Source organism: Rhizobium glycinendophyticum, assembly GCF_006443685.1.
Taxonomy (GTDB): domain Bacteria; phylum Pseudomonadota; class Alphaproteobacteria; order Rhizobiales; family Rhizobiaceae; genus Allorhizobium; species Allorhizobium glycinendophyticum.
In genome coordinates, this window is sequence record NZ_VFYP01000001.1 from 2,024,400 (window position 1) to 2,039,130 (window position 14,731).

Below are 14,731 nucleotides of genomic sequence, written 5' to 3' on the forward strand. Positions count from 1 at the left end.
TGCCAGTCTTCCGCGAAAATTTCGCAAAATCTCCCGCTTCCTCCAGCCGGCGGGCCAAATCTCTGTCAAAACGGAGCGAAAAGCCAGCCCGATAAGGTCGAAATATGGATTTTCGTCGATCTTTTTTCGGAAGATTCGCTTTTGCTAAGTCTTTGCAGGAGAGCTCATATTTGCAACGAGGGTGATTAATTGATAGGCAATTGCGCATTATTAAGGCGCTTGAATATGCCCAAAATTGTGCCGGTTTGAATTTCCCGCGATTTCTGCTCTAACGTCACCATGATCCCTGCGAACCACTCACTTCTGCTCACGCCCGAAGCCATGGCTCGGGTGGATGCGGCTGCTGCAGCGACTGGCCAGGACAGTTATGGCCTCATGCGACGTGCGGGAGAGGCGGTCGCCGCGTCAGCTCTTCGCCTGTATCCCGGTGCCTTGCGATTTGTCGTACTGTGCGGTCCGGGCAACAATGGCGGCGATGGTTATGTCTGTGCCGCAGCCCTACGGCGCGCAGGAGCAGCCACCGCCGTGTTTGCCCTCGTCGATCCTGCCAGACTGAAAGGCGACGCCAAACGCGCACAAACGGATTATAGTGGCACATCGCAAGGCATGACCGCCTTTGAACCGGTGTCGGGTGACGTGGTCATCGACGCCCTGTTCGGCGCGGGGCTTGCCCGCGAGGTACCGGCCGAGGTGTCGGAACTGATCCAAAAGGTGACGGCAGCCGCGCTCCCCGTCATCGCTGTCGATCTGCCCTCAGGTCTTGACGGAGGGTCCGGCCAGGTGCGCGGCGCCGCCTTCCGGGCCAGCCATACGGTCACATTCATGGCCCGCAAACCCGGACATGTTCTTCTGCCTGGCCGCGACCTCTGCGGTGAGGTCGAGGTGTTCGACATCGGCATCCCCTGGCGTTTGGTGGAAGCCGAGGCTGGCCCGCTTCACGTGAACAATCCGGCAATCTGGCGCGCAACCCACAGGGTTCTGGGAACATCGGACCACAAATACCGCCGCGGCCACCTGACCGTCTTTTCCGGCCCGGAAACGGCGACCGGAGCCGCACGCCTCAGCGCCATGGCGGGGCTGAAGGCGGGGGCAGGGCTCGTCACGATCGCCTCTCCCCAAGCGGCGCTCGCGGCCAATGCTGTCCACCTCACCGCCATCATGCTGGCTTCCGTTGACAATGATCGCGATCTTCAGGTTTATCTGGAAGATGCCCGCCGACGGACTTTCGTGCTAGGGCCGGGCTTTGGTGATCCCGAAAAGGCCAGGGCTTTCGCCGTCCGCATGGGTCAGGCCGGCCGCCACCTCGTCCTAGACGCCGACGGTATCACGGCTTTTCGCCTGGATCGCCACCGGCTCGCAACCGCCTTCGAAGGGGAGGCAGTTCGCCTCGTGGTGACGCCGCATGAAGGCGAATTCGCGCGGCTCTTCCCCGAGATCGCCGAGGACGGGACCCTTGCAAAACCGGCAAAGGCGCTTGCCGCCGCGGCCGCAGTGGGAGGTGTCGTCGTCTACAAGGGTGCCGATACGGTGATCGCATCCCCGGACGGCCGTGCCGCGATCGAGGAGCATGCGCCGCCGAGCCTTGCGACTGCCGGGTCGGGTGATGTGCTTGCGGGTATCGTCGGCGCTCTCCTGGCGCAGGGCCTGCCGGCATTCGAAGCCGCCTGCGCAGGCGTTCATCTGCATGGTCAGGCGGCCCTCAGTGTGGGGCCAGGCCTTACCGCCGAAGATCTGGCAGGTGCCGTCCTCCCCGCCTAGAAACTCCCGACGCAGGCCGCTACAACTCCGCCGGCTGCACCAGACGGCTGCGCCGCAAAAGGCCTTCACCCTCAAGCAGCGGATAGCCGATCGACACGAAAAGCGAGTTGATCTCTTTCAGGTCCCGCATCGTGTCGATATGCAGCGAGCTTGAATCGAAGCTTGCCGCGTTGCCCTGACGCAAACGCTGGAGATGTTTCTCCTCGCTCGCCTTCACCAGGTTGCGGATCGCCTCCTTGCGGGCGACCAGTTGGCGGGCATGCTCGACGTCGCGCGTGACCAGCAGGTTGAACGCAAGATGCGCGTTCTGCAGCACCTCATTGTGCATGGCACAGAGTTCCGCCCAGCCTTCTGCCGAAAAGGACGCCTTGCGCTCACTCTTCTTGCGCGCCCGCGTTAGCATGTTCTGCGAGATGATGTCGGCGGCCTGCTCGATCTTGATCGTTGCCCCCAGCAGGTTCTGACACTGCGCCGCGGATGTCTGATCGAGCGCTGTCTCCGAAATGCGGGCGAGATAGAATTTGATGTCGCGATGGATCGCGTCGATCTGGTCATCGAGAGTTTCGATCCGCTGCGTCTTCTTCGGGTCCCATTCTTCGAATAGCTCGAAGATGCCGTTCAACATCACTTCGGTCTTGTCGCAAACAGTCAGCACCTCGCGTGTCGCGTTGCTGATGGCTTGCGTCGGGCTGCCGAGGTCAGCCGGGTTCAGCGCCGACAGCCGGTCATCGTTGGCGGCCGGCACCTGGCTCACCGACACGAAGCGCTCCAGCATCGTCGCAACGAGACCGGCAAACGGCAACCCCAGCACGAGCACGGCCGCGTTCATCGCCAGATGCACCAGCACCACGGCCTCGCCTGGGTGGACGGAGAACAGTGACGGGCCCGCGGTCACCGCAAATTGCAGCGCCAGGGCCAGGAGCGTCATCAGTCCGCGGATGACCACATTCCCGAGCGGCACGACACGCGTCAGAGGATCGGCATTCTTGGTCAGAAGCGCGGCGATGACGGCGGCGCCGAAGTTGATGCCGAGCACCAGCGGGATGATCAGTGCATCTGGGATCAGATGCTGGTCGGCGAGGGAAGCGGTGAGCAGAACGGCAGCGACGCTCGAATGGAAGGCCCAGGCCAATAGGGCCGCCAACAGGAAGGCGCTGATCCAGTCGCCGGCCAGATAGTTGAACAAAACCGGCAGGATCCGGCTTTCTCTCAATGGCTCGGAGGCTTCACCAATCAGCCGCAGCGACAGCAGCAGGAGTCCGAGACCGAACAGGATGCGGCCGAGCTGGCGCCAATGGCGCGCATTGGTCGCGCGAAAGGCAATGGTCCCTGCCAGCAGCAGGATCGGCATGAGAAGCGAAAGATCATACCGCAGGATGCGCACGACAAAAGCCGAGCCGAAATCCGCGCCAAGCAGCGTTGCAATACCGATGGCCGAGGTAACATAACCGGCGGCGGCAAAAGATGCGACGATCAGGGCAACGGCGGTGGCACTCTGCAGCGCAACTGCGAACAGAAAGCCCGCCAGCGCTGCCGAAAAGCGGTTGCCGATCGCAAGCCGCAGCTTGTCCTTCAAGATGCCGCCATAGGCACGCTCTATCCCGGTTCGTACCAGGCGTGTCGCCCAGAGAAGCAGCGCAACCGCGCCCGCGAGATGGATGAAGACGGCGATACCCGACATGGCTGTGCCCCGAACCTGAAAAGCCTGGACGCGCACGTCCGAACGGGAAACATGCCGGCCCAGATCGCGGTCATGACCGCGACTCTGCGACCGAGCCTAGTCCAGTTTCGCCAATGTCACAAATTGATGAAGATCAGGCACAGTCGCAGCGTCAGCCGACGCGCTTCTGCAGTTCCATGGCACCGCGCGGCGCGTTCACCTTGCCCCCGGAAATAAAGAAGGCAAAGACATCGCGCGGCGTCTTTTTTGCCGGCTGCTCCTTCGCGATGAAGTCGAGATCTTCAGGCATGCCGCCCGCAGCAAAAATCTTCAAACGCTCGGCCCAGTGATCGATCTCCTTCGGCGGATAACAGGTCGGCATCTCGTCCGTGCCCTTCTGCAGCCGGGCATAGACGAAGTCTGCCGTCGGATCGGCAAACATCGGATAGTCATGGTGATCGGCACAAACGGCAGCGACTTCGTGCCGCCGCAACATGTCGATGAACTCCGGCACGAGGAAACTTTCATGGCGCGGCTCGACGACATGGCGCAGCGGCAGCCCGTTCAATGTCTTCGGTAACAGATCGAGAAACGCCTCGAAATCTTCAGCATCAAACTTCTTCGTCCCCATGAACTGCCAGAGGATCGGCCCCAGATGGGGTCCAAGCTCTTCGATCCCCTGATGCAGAAACTTCTCCACCGACGGGCCGGCTTCGGCCAGGATCTTGCGGTTGGTGCAAAACCGGCTCGCCTTCAGCGAAAATACGAAATTCTCAGGCACGTCCGCTGCCCATTTGGCAAACGTTGCCGGCTTCTGGCTGGAATAATAAGTGCCATTGACCTCGATGGCGGTCAGTTGCCGGCTCGCGTATTCCAGTTGCCGCTTCTTCGGCAGGTCGGAGGGGTAAAAACTGTCGTCCCAGGGATCGAAAGTCCATCCCCCGATACCGCAGCGGATCGTACCGGATTTGGTCATGAAATGCCTCCCATTGAAGTTAGCTAGGCGATTAGCTAATATAAAATTCGGCTCCGGAGCGAGCGATGACGATCGTCACCATTCACAAGGCCAAGATGGAACTCTCAAAACTCCTCGCCCGCGTCGAAGCCGGCGAGGAAATCGTTATTGCGCGCGGCGAGGAGCCGATTGCGAAGCTGGTGCCGTTCGAGCTGCAAAAAAAGCCCGTACGCGGATACGGTCGGTTCGCGCACCTTCGTGACAAGATCCCGACCGACCTGTTTTTACAACCCATGTCAGAGAACGAACTGGATGCATGGGAGGGGAAGTATTCTTTTCCGGGTGACAATGGCGAATAAGCTTTCTCCTTGATACCCATGCATTTCTCTGGTGGATCACAGCAAATCCAAGACTGAGTGCCTCGGCAAAGCCGCGCCCGGCTTCGCCCGCCCGCGCCGCTGCGTCAGTTCCGTCACCGCATTCGAAATTGCCAACAAGTTCCGCATCGGCAAGCTCGCGAGATGATCGAGCATTTCGATGCTGTCCTGGATGACGCGGGCTTTGAAAAGCTTCCGGTCACCCCCAGACACGCCTTACTTGCTGGCCAGATGCCATCAGATCACAAGGACCCGTTTGACCGCATGCTGGCTGCCCAGGCAAGGCTCGAAACCCTCGCCCTCGTCACCATCGACAAAGCTTTCGACGATTTCGGCATCGAACGCCTCTGGTAGCCGGTGCGGCGGATCACTCCGCCGCCTGAACCTTCTTCACCGGTCGACGCTGCAATAACTCCTTGAGGAACTGCCCCGTATAGGACGCCTCCACCTTCACCACTTCCTCAGGCGTGCCCTGCGCCACGATCTGGCCACCACCGTCGCCGCCTTCCGGGCCGAAGTCGAGGATGTAGTCGGCGGTCTTGATGACTTCGAGATTGTGCTCGATGACCACGACGGAATTACCCTGATTTACCAGTTCCTGAAGCATTTCCAGCAGCTTGGCGACATCGTGGAAATGCAGGCCGGTGGTCGGCTCGTCGAGGATATAGAGTGTGCGTCCCGTCGAGCGCTTCGACAGCTCCTTGGCCAGCTTGACGCGCTGCGCCTCGCCACCCGACAGCGTGTTCGCCTGCTGGCCGACCTTGATATAGCCGAGGCCGACATCGAACAGCGCCTGCAGTTTGTCGCGCACCGCCGGCACCGCCTGGAAGAACTCGACACCCTCCTCGACCGTCATGTCGAGCACGTCGGCGATCGACTTGCCCTTGAAGGTCACGTCCAGTGTCTCGCGGTTGTAGCGTTTGCCATGGCAGACGTCGCAGGTGACATAGACATCCGGCAGGAAGTGCATCTCGATCTTGATCACGCCGTCGCCCTGGCAGGCCTCGCAGCGGCCGCCCTTGACGTTGAACGAGAAGCGTCCGGCCTGATAGCCGCGCGCTTTCGCTTCCGGCAGTCCGGTGAACCAGTCGCGGATCGGCGTGAAGGCACCGGTATAAGTCGCCGGGTTCGAGCGCGGCGTGCGGCCGATCGGCGACTGGTCGATATCGATCACCTTGTCGATGAATTCGAAACCGTCGATACGGTCGTGCTCGGCCGGGTTCTCGCGCGCACCCATAACTCGGCGCGCCGCCGCCTTGTACAGCGTCTCGATCAGGAAGGTCGACTTGCCGCCACCGGACACACCCGTCACCGCCGTGAACACGCCAAGCGGGATCGAGGCCGTGACATTCTTCAGGTTGTTGCCCTTGGCCCCGACCACCTTGATCTGCTGCCCCTTTTTCGGCTTGCGCCGCTGGGCGGGCACATTGACCCCCAACTCGCCCGTCAGGTACTTACCTGTTAGCGATTTTGGGTTGGCCATGATCTCCTGCGGGGAGCCCTGCGCGATGACTTGGCCGCCATGAATACCGGCCGCCGGACCGATGTCGACGACGTAATCGGCCGTCAGGATCGCGTCCTCGTCATGCTCGACGACGATCACCGTATTGCCGATGTCGCGCAGGTGCTTCAGCGTGTCGAGAAGCCGCGCATTGTCGCGCTGATGCAGGCCGATCGACGGCTCGTCCAGCACGTAGAGCACCCCCGTCAGACCTGAGCCGATCTGGGAAGCCAAACGAATGCGCTGGCTTTCGCCACCCGACAGCGTCCCGGAATTGCGCGACATCGAGAGATAGTCGAGCCCGACATCGTTGAGGAAACGAAGGCGTTCGCGGATTTCCTTCAAAATGCGGACCGCGATCTCGTTCTGCTTGTCGGTGAGCTTGGCCGGCAGGTCCTCGAACCAGGAACCTGCATTGCGGATCGCCATGTCGGTCACCTGGCCGATATGCAACCCGTTGATCTTCACCGCCAGCGCCTCCGGCTTCAGGCGGAAACCGTTGCAGGCCGGGCAGGGGGCGGCCGACATGAAGCGCTCGATCTCCTCGCGCGCCCAGGCGCTGTCGGTCTCCTTCCAGCGTCGCTCGAGATTCGGCACGATGCCTTCGAATGTCTTGGTCGTGGTGTAGGACCGGGCGCCGTCGGCATAATGGAAGTCGATCTTTTCCTCGGTCCCGTGCAGGATCGCCTTCTGTGCGGCCTCCGACAGATCGGACCATTTCGACGTCAGCTTGAAGTTGAAGGCTTTGCCGAGCGCTTCGAGCGTCTGGTTGTAATAGGGCGAACTGGACTTGGCCCAGGGCGCAATCGCGCCGTCATTCAGCTTGCGATTGGCCTCCGGCACGATCAGTGCCTCGTCGATCTTCTGCTGGCTGCCGAGACCGTCGCAGGTCGGGCAGGCGCCGAACGGGTTGTTGAACGAGAAGAGCCGCGGCTCGATTTCCGGAATGGTGAAGCCGGACACCGGGCAAGCAAATTTTTCCGAAAACAGAACGCGCTCATGCGTCTCGTTCAGGGACTTGTTGGCCGAACCGCCAGCAGCCGTTTCCTCCTGCGGCAGCGGCTTGTCGGCATATTCGGCAACGGCCAGACCGTCGGCGAGACGCAGGCAGGTTTCCAGACTGTCAGCCAGGCGACTCGCAATGTCGGGGCGCACCACCACCCGGTCGACCACCACATCGATGTCATGCTTGTATTTCTTGTCGAGCGTCGGTGCCTCGGCGATTTCGTAGAACTGCCCGTCGATCTTGACGCGCTGAAACCCCTTCTTCATCAGCTCGGCGAGTTCCTTCTTGTACTCGCCCTTGCGGCCACGGATCATCGGCGCGAGGATATAGAGACGCGTGCCTTCCTCCAGCGCCAGCACGCGATCGACCATCTGGCTGACCGTCTGGCTCTCGATCGGCAGCCCCGTCGCCGGTGAATAGGGCACTCCGACGCGGGCGAACAACAGGCGCATGTAATCGTAGATCTCGGTGACGGTACCGACCGTCGAACGCGGGTTGCGCGAGGTCGTCTTCTGCTCGATCGAGATCGCCGGCGACAGGCCCTCGATCTGGTCGACGTCGGGCTTCTGCATCATTTCCAGGAACTGTCGGGCATAGGCCGACAGGCTCTCGACATAACGGCGCTGCCCTTCGGCATAAATGGTGTCGAAGGCGAGCGACGACTTGCCGGAGCCAGAGAGCCCCGTCATCACGATCAGGCTGTTGCGAGGCAAATCGAGGTCGATACCCTTCAGATTGTGCTCGCGCGCGCCACGGATGGAAATGGTCTTGAGTTCGCTCATGTCAGGCTCTGATCGGCAAAGGGAAGGGGACTGTCCTTGGGAGAACTGTCCTTATGTAGTCAACGTTGCCCCCGAGTCGAGGCGGAAGAGGCGGTCACTGCGCAATTTCGATTCTGTTGACAGGATCATACGGAAATATTAGAACAAATAAAGAACAAATTTTCAGCTTGCCACATTCTGTGGATTATAGTCCCGAAGCGCCCAATCGCGCCGGCGATGGGATAAGGTGCAAATTGATTGAATTTTGAACGCCGCGGCGGCGCGGCAGTAAGGTGAGTGTCATGGCTGGTAGCGTCAATAAGGTCATTCTGATCGGCAATCTCGGTGCCGATCCCGAAATCCGCCGGACCCAGGACGGTCGTCCGATCGCCAACCTGCGCATCGCGACCTCGGAAAGCTGGCGCGACAAGAACAGCGGCGAGCGCAAGGAAAAGACCGAGTGGCATCAGGTCGTTATTTTCAATGAGGGCCTGTGCAAGGTTGCCGAACAGTATCTGAAGAAAGGCTCCACGGTCTACGTCGAGGGCCAGCTCCAGACTCGCAAGTGGCAGGACCAGAACGGCAACGACCGTTACTCGACGGAAGTCGTTCTGCAGGGGTTCAACGGCAACCTGACCATGCTCGGCGGTCGTGGCGATGGCGCCGGGGCCTCGCGTGGCGGCAATGACTTCGGTGGCGACAGCTACGGCGGCGGCGGTTACGACGGCGGCTATGGCTCGCCTACTCCCTCGCGCGGCGGCTCCTCCGGCGGTGCGAGCCGTGGCGGCAGCGCCCCCTCCGGCGGCTTCTCGCGCGATCTGGATGACGACATCCCGTTCTGATCTCGGGTTGTTGGCCTTTTGGAAAGGGAGCTTCGGCTCCCTTTTTTAATGAACTGCCGACAGATGCTGAGGCAAGGGACTATAAAGGCTTGTTTGCAGAATGAGGCAATTGCCGAAGAGCCTGTTCGGGCAGAATGTCGGAAACACGCGTCAGGCCCCGAACGCCGATTTGATCCCGTCCACCACGAACTGCACCGAAAGCGCCGCCAGCAGCACACCCAGAAGCCGGGTCAGTAGCGCCCGTCCTGTAACGCCGAGGAAGCGGTTCAGCCTGTCGGCGAGGTAAAGCGAAGTGAACACAAGCCCCAGGACGACGGCAATGACTGTGATCAGTTGCAGCTTGCCGACCCAGCCGTCCATCGTGCCGGAAATAAGCACGGTCGCCGAAATGGCGCCTGGTCCCGCAATCAGCGGTATGGCCAGCGGAAAGACCGCGAGGTTGTGGATGTGATCCTTGGTGATAGCGTCGCCAGTCGTCTTCTCCTTCCGCTCGTTCCGCTTTTCGAAGATCATCTCGAAGGCGATGGCAAACAGCATAAGCCCACCGGCGATGCGAAACGCGCCCATCGAGATTCCGAGTGCGCCAAGAATGCTGGCGCCGAACAGCGCAAAGACCGTGAGGATCGCGAAGCCCATCACCGCGCCGCGCACGGCGACCTGCTGGCGCTGCGCGCCTGTCATACCCTGCGTCAGTCCTAGGAACAAGGGCGCCAGGCCCGGCGGATCGACCGTGACCAGCAGGGTGGTAAGCGCGCTGATCATCGTTTCGGTGGTGGCCATGATGGGTCTCCCTGCAGGTTCGAGTCCATAAAGTCAAAGCCGGCTCCGGCTGGCAAGAGACCGGCTTGCTCTAATCTGCCGAATGCCTTTGCGTGGCCGCAAAAGCCTGTTTATAACCCGGGTCAAAATTGGCGCTTCCGCGCCTGTTCCGCTATAAATTCCCCAGTGATTCCGAACAGAGATCGTGACCTGATTTGACTGAGCAAAGCACTCCCGGCAGCGGCAAGTTCCCTCAAGGCATTGAGCCTATTTCCATCATGGAGGAAATGCAGCGGTCTTATCTCGATTACGCGATGAGCGTCATCGTGAGCCGTGCACTTCCCGACGTGCGTGATGGTTTGAAACCGGTACATCGGCGCATCCTTTACGGGATGAACGAGCTCGGTCTCGACTGGAACAAGAAATACGTCAAGAGCGCCCGCGTTACCGGCGACGTCATGGGTAAGTACCACCCGCACGGCGATGCCGCGATCTATGATGCGCTGGCTCGTATGGCCCAGCCTTGGTCGCTGCGCATGCCGCTGATCGACGGTCAGGGCAATTTCGGCTCGGTTGATGGCGATCCGCCGGCCGCGCAGCGTTACACGGAATGCCGCCTTGAGAAGGTTTCGCACGCGCTGCTCGACGATCTGGACAAGGAGACGGTCGACTTCCGCGACAACTATGACGGCACCATGTCGGAGCCGGTCGTCGTTCCCGCGAAATTCCCGAACCTTCTGGTCAATGGTGCAGGCGGCATTGCCGTCGGCATGGCGACCAACATCCCGCCGCACAATCTCGTTGAGGTTCTCGATGGCTGCACGGCACTCATCGACAATCCGGCGATTGAGCTGCCGGAACTGATGCAGATCATTCCGGGGCCAGACTTCCCGACCGGTGCCATGATCCTCGGCCGCTCCGGCATCAAGTCGGCTTATGAGACGGGCAGGGGCTCCGTGGTCATGCGGGGCGTGGCCCGCGTCGAGCCGATGCGCGGCGATCGCGAGCAGATCATCATCACCGAGATCCCCTTTCAGGTGAACAAGGCGACGATGATCGAGAAGATGGCCGAACTCGTGCGCGAAAAACGCATCGAGGGCATCTCCGACCTGCGCGACGAATCCGATCGCGACGGCTACCGCGTCGTCATCGAGCTGAAGCGCGATGCCAATGCCGATGTCATTCTGAACCAGCTTTATCGCTACACGCCGTTGCAGACATCCTTCGGCTGCAACATGGTGGCGCTGAACGGCGGCAAGCCGGAACAGCTGACCCTGCTCGACATGCTGCGCGCCTTCGTTGCCTTCCGCGAGGAAGTCGTCAGCCGCCGCACCAAATACCTGCTGCGCAAGGCCCGCGAGCGCGCCCATGTCTTGGTGGGTCTCGCGATTGCTGTCGCCAATATCGATGAAGTCATCGCGCTGATCCGCAAGGCACCGGACCCGGCCACCGCCCGCGAACAGCTGATGACGCGCCGCTGGCCCGCCCATGACGTGGAATCGCTGATCCGCCTGATCGACGATCCGCGTCATCGCATCAACGAGGATCTGACCTACAATCTCTCCGAAGAGCAGGCCCGCGCCATCCTCGAACTGCGCCTGGCTCGCCTGACCGCTCTCGGTCGAGACGAAATCGACGAGGAGCTCAACAAGATCGGCGCCGAGATTTCGGATTATCTCGACATCCTGTCGTCGCGCGTCCGCATTCAGTCCATCGTCAAGGACGAGTTCGCCGCCATCCGCGACGAATTCGGCACCCCGCGCCGCACCCAGATCGTCGATGGCGGTCCCGATATGGACGACGAGGACCTGATCGCCCGCGAAGACATGGTCGTGACCGTGTCCCATGCCGGCTATATCAAGCGCGTGCCGCTGACGACGTATCGTGCGCAGCGCCGCGGCGGCAAGGGCCGTTCCGGCATGGCCATGAAGGACGAGGATTTCGCGACCCGCCTGTTCGTCGCCAATACCCACACGCCTGTTCTCTTCTTCTCATCGCGCGGCATCGTATACAAGGAAAAGGTCTGGCGCCTGCCGATCGGCACCCCGACGTCGCGCGGCAAGGCCATGATCAACATGTTCCCGCTGGAGCCCGGCGAGCGCATCACCTCTATCATGCCGCTGCCTGAGGACGAGACGAGCTGGGAAAACCTCGACGTGATGTTCTCGACGACCCGTGGCACGGTTCGCCGCAACAAGCTGTCCGACTTCATCCAGGTCAACCGCAACGGCAAGATCGCGATGAAGCTCGAGGAGGAGGGTGACGAAATCCTCGCGGTCGAGACCTGCACCGAGCGTGACGACGTGCTGCTGACGACCGCGCTCGGCCAGGCGATCCGTTTCCCCGTCGATGAAGTGCGCGTCTTCGCCGGCCGCAACTCGATCGGTGTGCGCGGTCTGACCCTCGCAGAGGCCGACCGTCTGATTTCGATGACCATTCTCGGCCATGTCGATGCCGAGCCGTGGGAACGGGCGGCCTATCTCAAGCGCTCCGCCGTTGAGCGTCGTGCAAGCGGCGTCGAAGAGGACGATATCGCTCTGGTCGGCGAGGAAGTGGCAGAAGAGGGTGAACTGGCCGAAGACCGTTACCAGGAGCTGAAGGACCGCGAACAGTTCGTCCTCACCGTCTCGGAAAAGGGCTTCGGCAAGCGCTCCTCGTCTTACGACTTCCGCACCTCCGGCCGTGGCGGCAAGGGCATCCGCGCCACCGACACCTCGAAGACGGGCGAGATCGGCGAACTTGTCGCCGCCTTCCCGGTCGAGGAAAAGGACCAGCTGATGCTGGTCTCCGACGGCGGTCAGCTGATCCGCGTGCCGGTCAATGGCATCCGCATCGCCAGCCGTGCGACCAAGGGGGTCACCATCTTCTCCACCGCCAAGGATGAAAAGGTCGTCTCCGTCGAACGCATCAGCGAGCCGGAAGGCGAGGATGAAGTGGTTGAGGGCGAGGCCGTGGCAGAGGCTGGCGTCGAAGGCGGCGCTGAAACTTCGGCCGCCGCAGAGGCTGCAGGCGATGGTGAACCAATCACCGAATAAGACGAAGCCCGGCCCTTGATCGGGGCCGGCCCATGGCCGCCCGCAATCGACAAGCCGACTAAACGAAAAGCCCGCCAGACATGGTCCGAGCGGGCTTTTTGCTGGAGGTCTGCATCAAGTTCGATGCGGTTTTCTATGAGGCCTGGCGTGTGGATCCACCGGCTTGACCGCTTGGTATTGGGGCTCAGAAGGCCTTGCGGCGCTCCACCATGGCCCGAAAATCCTGGTCTTCGCGCTTGAGGGCGGTGATCGTCGAAGCGACCGAGGCCACAAACATACCACTGATGAGAGCGGCGAGTACCGTGAGCGTTACAAACATGGTCTTCCCTTTCTTCTTCAGCGTGACGTTTCGTTTCTAGCGGCGAAGATTTGATTTCCGATTAATGGCCGAAGCTGTGGTAGCGCGCGGTCATCGGAGGGCCGTAAAACTTGGCGTCGTTGCTATCCTTGACATAGAAGGCTGCCGAAGTAGCAACCATGGCAGTCATCATCATCATCCAGACGAGGTTGATCAGGGTAACTTTGTCATGCATTGCGATAGTCCTTCAAAAGCCGGCATTCGCAGCCGGTAAATGGTTGTGCGCGGAAATGGTTCCCCGTGCAGTGTAGGAAGAGGTTTACCAAACTTTGCCTGAAGTGCTCTTGAACACCTTGTTCATCTGGCGTTCATCTTCGAAATCCGAATTCGCGGCCTCCAGAAGATCGCGTGCGACGGCAAGACCGAGTTCGACGAGGAGCGAAGCGGCGAGGGCAGAGGTGATCAGGAGAACGAGCATTGGAACGTCCTTGTCTTGTCGGTGGTTTGAGGCACGATTCATGAATACCGGTCCCGCCGTGAAGCCGCCTTGAACAGGCCGTTCATCTGCCGTTCACGGCGAAAAGGCGGCGGAAAAGTGTAACGCGGATACGGGTTCGACCAGGGCAAGACGCTTGCGATATGCCGGCTTCCATGACAAAAGGCGTCGAAACGAAAGATCGTGCATCCATGGCAACCGCGTTCTATCCTGGCTCCTTCGATCCGGTGACCAATGGTCATCTGGATGTGCTCGTACAGGCACTGAACCTCGCCGAGCGTCTCGTCGTCGCCATCGGCACCCATCCCGGAAAGACGCCACTGTTCTCATACGCAGAGCGCGCGGACCTGATCCGGGCGTCGCTGGATACGGTATTGCCGAACCGAGCAGGGGACCTAAAGGTCGTCTCCTTCGCTGATCTAGCCATTGACGCAGCCCGGCGCGCAGGCGCGAAGTTCCTTGTCCGCGGCCTGCGTGATGGCACCGATTTTGATTACGAGATGCAGATGGCCGGCATGAATGCGCAGATGGCGCCGGAGTTGCAGACGGTCTTCCTGCCCGCCGCCGCCACCTCCCGGCCCATAACCGCCACATTGGTCCGGCAGATCGCCGCCATGGGGGGCGATGTGAGCGCTTTTGTACCCGGTCCCGTGCTGGCCGCCCTCAATTCCAAATACGGGCGCTAAGCCCGCAAGCCCCGAACTGGAGTGATTATGAAGCTCGTCCATATTGCCACTGCTTTGTTCTTTGCCGTCGTCGGTTTCGGCTCCGCCCAGGCCCAGTCGAACGATGATTACCTGACCATACAGCTCAAGGACGGCCCTGTTGTCATCCAACTCATGCCGGATGTGGCACCGAAGCACGTTGCCCAGATCAAGAAGCTCGCTTCTTCGGGTGAATACGATAACGTCGCCTTCCACCGGGTGATCGACGGCTTCATGGCGCAGACCGGCGACGTCCAGTACGGCGACATGGAGAACGGCTACGACGCCCAGCGCGCCGGCACCGGCGGCTCGAATCTGCCGGACATCCAGGCCGAGTTCTCGAACACGCCCTTCGAGCGCGGCACGGTCGGCATGGCCCGCAGCCAGGATCCGAACTCTGCCAATTCGCAGTTCTTCATCATGTTCGCCGAAGGCGGCTTCCTGAACGGCCAGTACACCGTCGTCGGTAAGGTCGTGTCGGGCATGGAATATGTTGACAAGATCAAGCGCGGCGAAGGCGGCAATGGCGAAGTGACGGATCCCGATCGCATGATTAAGGTCACCGTCGGCCGCAACTGA

The 14,731-nt window shown here is 61.0% G+C and carries 14 protein-coding genes; 7 read left to right on the forward strand and 7 right to left on the reverse strand.

The window, feature by feature from the left end:
- Window positions 1-279: 279 nt before the first annotated feature.
- Window positions 280-1,758 carry an NAD(P)H-hydrate dehydratase gene (locus FJQ55_RS09940; RefSeq protein WP_246085063.1) on the forward strand — a complete coding sequence of 493 codons (1,479 nt, stop codon included), beginning with the start codon at window positions 280-282 and terminating at the stop codon, window positions 1,756-1,758.
- Between the two features lie 19 nt (window positions 1,759-1,777).
- Here the strand turns inward: FJQ55_RS09940 and FJQ55_RS09945 are convergent, their stop codons facing one another.
- Window positions 1,778-3,439: a Na/Pi cotransporter family protein gene (locus tag FJQ55_RS09945; protein WP_140827583.1), complete on the reverse strand. Its 1,662-nt coding sequence runs from the start codon at window positions 3,437-3,439 to the stop codon at window positions 1,778-1,780.
- Window positions 3,440-3,590: 151 nt separating this feature from the next.
- Window positions 3,591-4,394, reverse strand: a complete 804-nt coding sequence (locus tag FJQ55_RS09950; protein WP_140827584.1) for a DUF72 domain-containing protein — start codon at window positions 4,392-4,394, stop codon at window positions 3,591-3,593.
- A 65-nt stretch (window positions 4,395-4,459) separates the two neighbouring features.
- Here FJQ55_RS09950 and FJQ55_RS09955 point away from each other — a divergent pair, with 65 nt between their 5' ends.
- Complete coding sequence (locus tag FJQ55_RS09955; protein WP_140827586.1) at window positions 4,460-4,732, forward strand: type II toxin-antitoxin system Phd/YefM family antitoxin; 273 nt, start codon at window positions 4,460-4,462, stop codon at window positions 4,730-4,732.
- 162 nt (window positions 4,733-4,894) lie between these two features.
- Window positions 4,895-5,104, forward strand: coding sequence for a type II toxin-antitoxin system VapC family toxin (locus tag FJQ55_RS23535; RefSeq protein ID WP_208758193.1), 210 nt, complete (start codon window positions 4,895-4,897; stop codon window positions 5,102-5,104).
- Window positions 5,105-5,117: 13 nt separating this feature from the next.
- On the opposite strand, the gene uvrA is transcribed toward FJQ55_RS23535, so the two are convergent.
- A complete protein-coding gene (gene uvrA / locus FJQ55_RS09965) occupies window positions 5,118-8,039 on the reverse strand; it encodes an excinuclease ABC subunit UvrA (RefSeq protein ID WP_140827587.1) in 2,922 nt (973 codons plus the stop codon).
- Between the two features lie 281 nt (window positions 8,040-8,320).
- Between uvrA and FJQ55_RS09970 the strand changes: the two genes are divergently transcribed.
- A complete protein-coding gene (locus tag FJQ55_RS09970; RefSeq protein WP_140827588.1) occupies window positions 8,321-8,860 on the forward strand; it encodes a single-stranded DNA-binding protein in 540 nt (179 codons plus the stop codon).
- 150 nt (window positions 8,861-9,010) lie between these two features.
- Here FJQ55_RS09970 and FJQ55_RS09975 read toward each other — a convergent pair whose 3' ends face one another.
- Window positions 9,011-9,640, reverse strand: a complete 630-nt coding sequence (locus FJQ55_RS09975; protein WP_140827590.1) for a MarC family protein — start codon at window positions 9,638-9,640, stop codon at window positions 9,011-9,013.
- Between the two features lie 194 nt (window positions 9,641-9,834).
- Between FJQ55_RS09975 and gyrA the strand changes: the two genes are divergently transcribed.
- On the forward strand, window positions 9,835-12,654 hold the full coding sequence (gyrA, locus tag FJQ55_RS09980; RefSeq protein WP_140827591.1) for a DNA gyrase subunit A: 2,820 nt from the start codon (window positions 9,835-9,837) through the stop codon (window positions 12,652-12,654).
- A 184-nt stretch (window positions 12,655-12,838) separates the two neighbouring features.
- Here gyrA and FJQ55_RS23850 read toward each other — a convergent pair whose 3' ends face one another.
- The 3 genes from FJQ55_RS23850 to FJQ55_RS23335 form a co-directional block, all read right to left on the reverse strand.
- Complete coding sequence (locus FJQ55_RS23850; protein ID WP_274533385.1) at window positions 12,839-12,973, reverse strand: hypothetical protein; 135 nt, start codon at window positions 12,971-12,973, stop codon at window positions 12,839-12,841.
- A gap of 61 nt (window positions 12,974-13,034) precedes the next feature.
- Window positions 13,035-13,187 (reverse strand): hypothetical protein, encoded by a 153-nt coding sequence (locus tag FJQ55_RS23330; RefSeq protein ID WP_156378729.1) that lies wholly within the window; start codon window positions 13,185-13,187, stop codon window positions 13,035-13,037.
- Window positions 13,188-13,271: 84 nt separating this feature from the next.
- A complete protein-coding gene (locus FJQ55_RS23335) occupies window positions 13,272-13,430 on the reverse strand; it encodes a hypothetical protein (RefSeq protein ID WP_161596973.1) in 159 nt (52 codons plus the stop codon).
- A gap of 209 nt (window positions 13,431-13,639) precedes the next feature.
- Between FJQ55_RS23335 and coaD the strand changes: the two genes are divergently transcribed.
- Both coaD and FJQ55_RS09990 read left to right on the forward strand, forming a co-directional pair.
- Window positions 13,640-14,134 carry a pantetheine-phosphate adenylyltransferase gene (gene coaD, locus FJQ55_RS09985; RefSeq protein ID WP_140827593.1) on the forward strand — a complete coding sequence of 165 codons (495 nt, stop codon included), beginning with the start codon at window positions 13,640-13,642 and terminating at the stop codon, window positions 14,132-14,134.
- Window positions 14,135-14,161: 27 nt separating this feature from the next.
- The gene (locus FJQ55_RS09990; RefSeq protein WP_140827594.1) at window positions 14,162-14,731 is read left to right on the forward strand and encodes a peptidylprolyl isomerase; all 570 of its coding nucleotides are present in this window, start codon (window positions 14,162-14,164) and stop codon (window positions 14,729-14,731) included.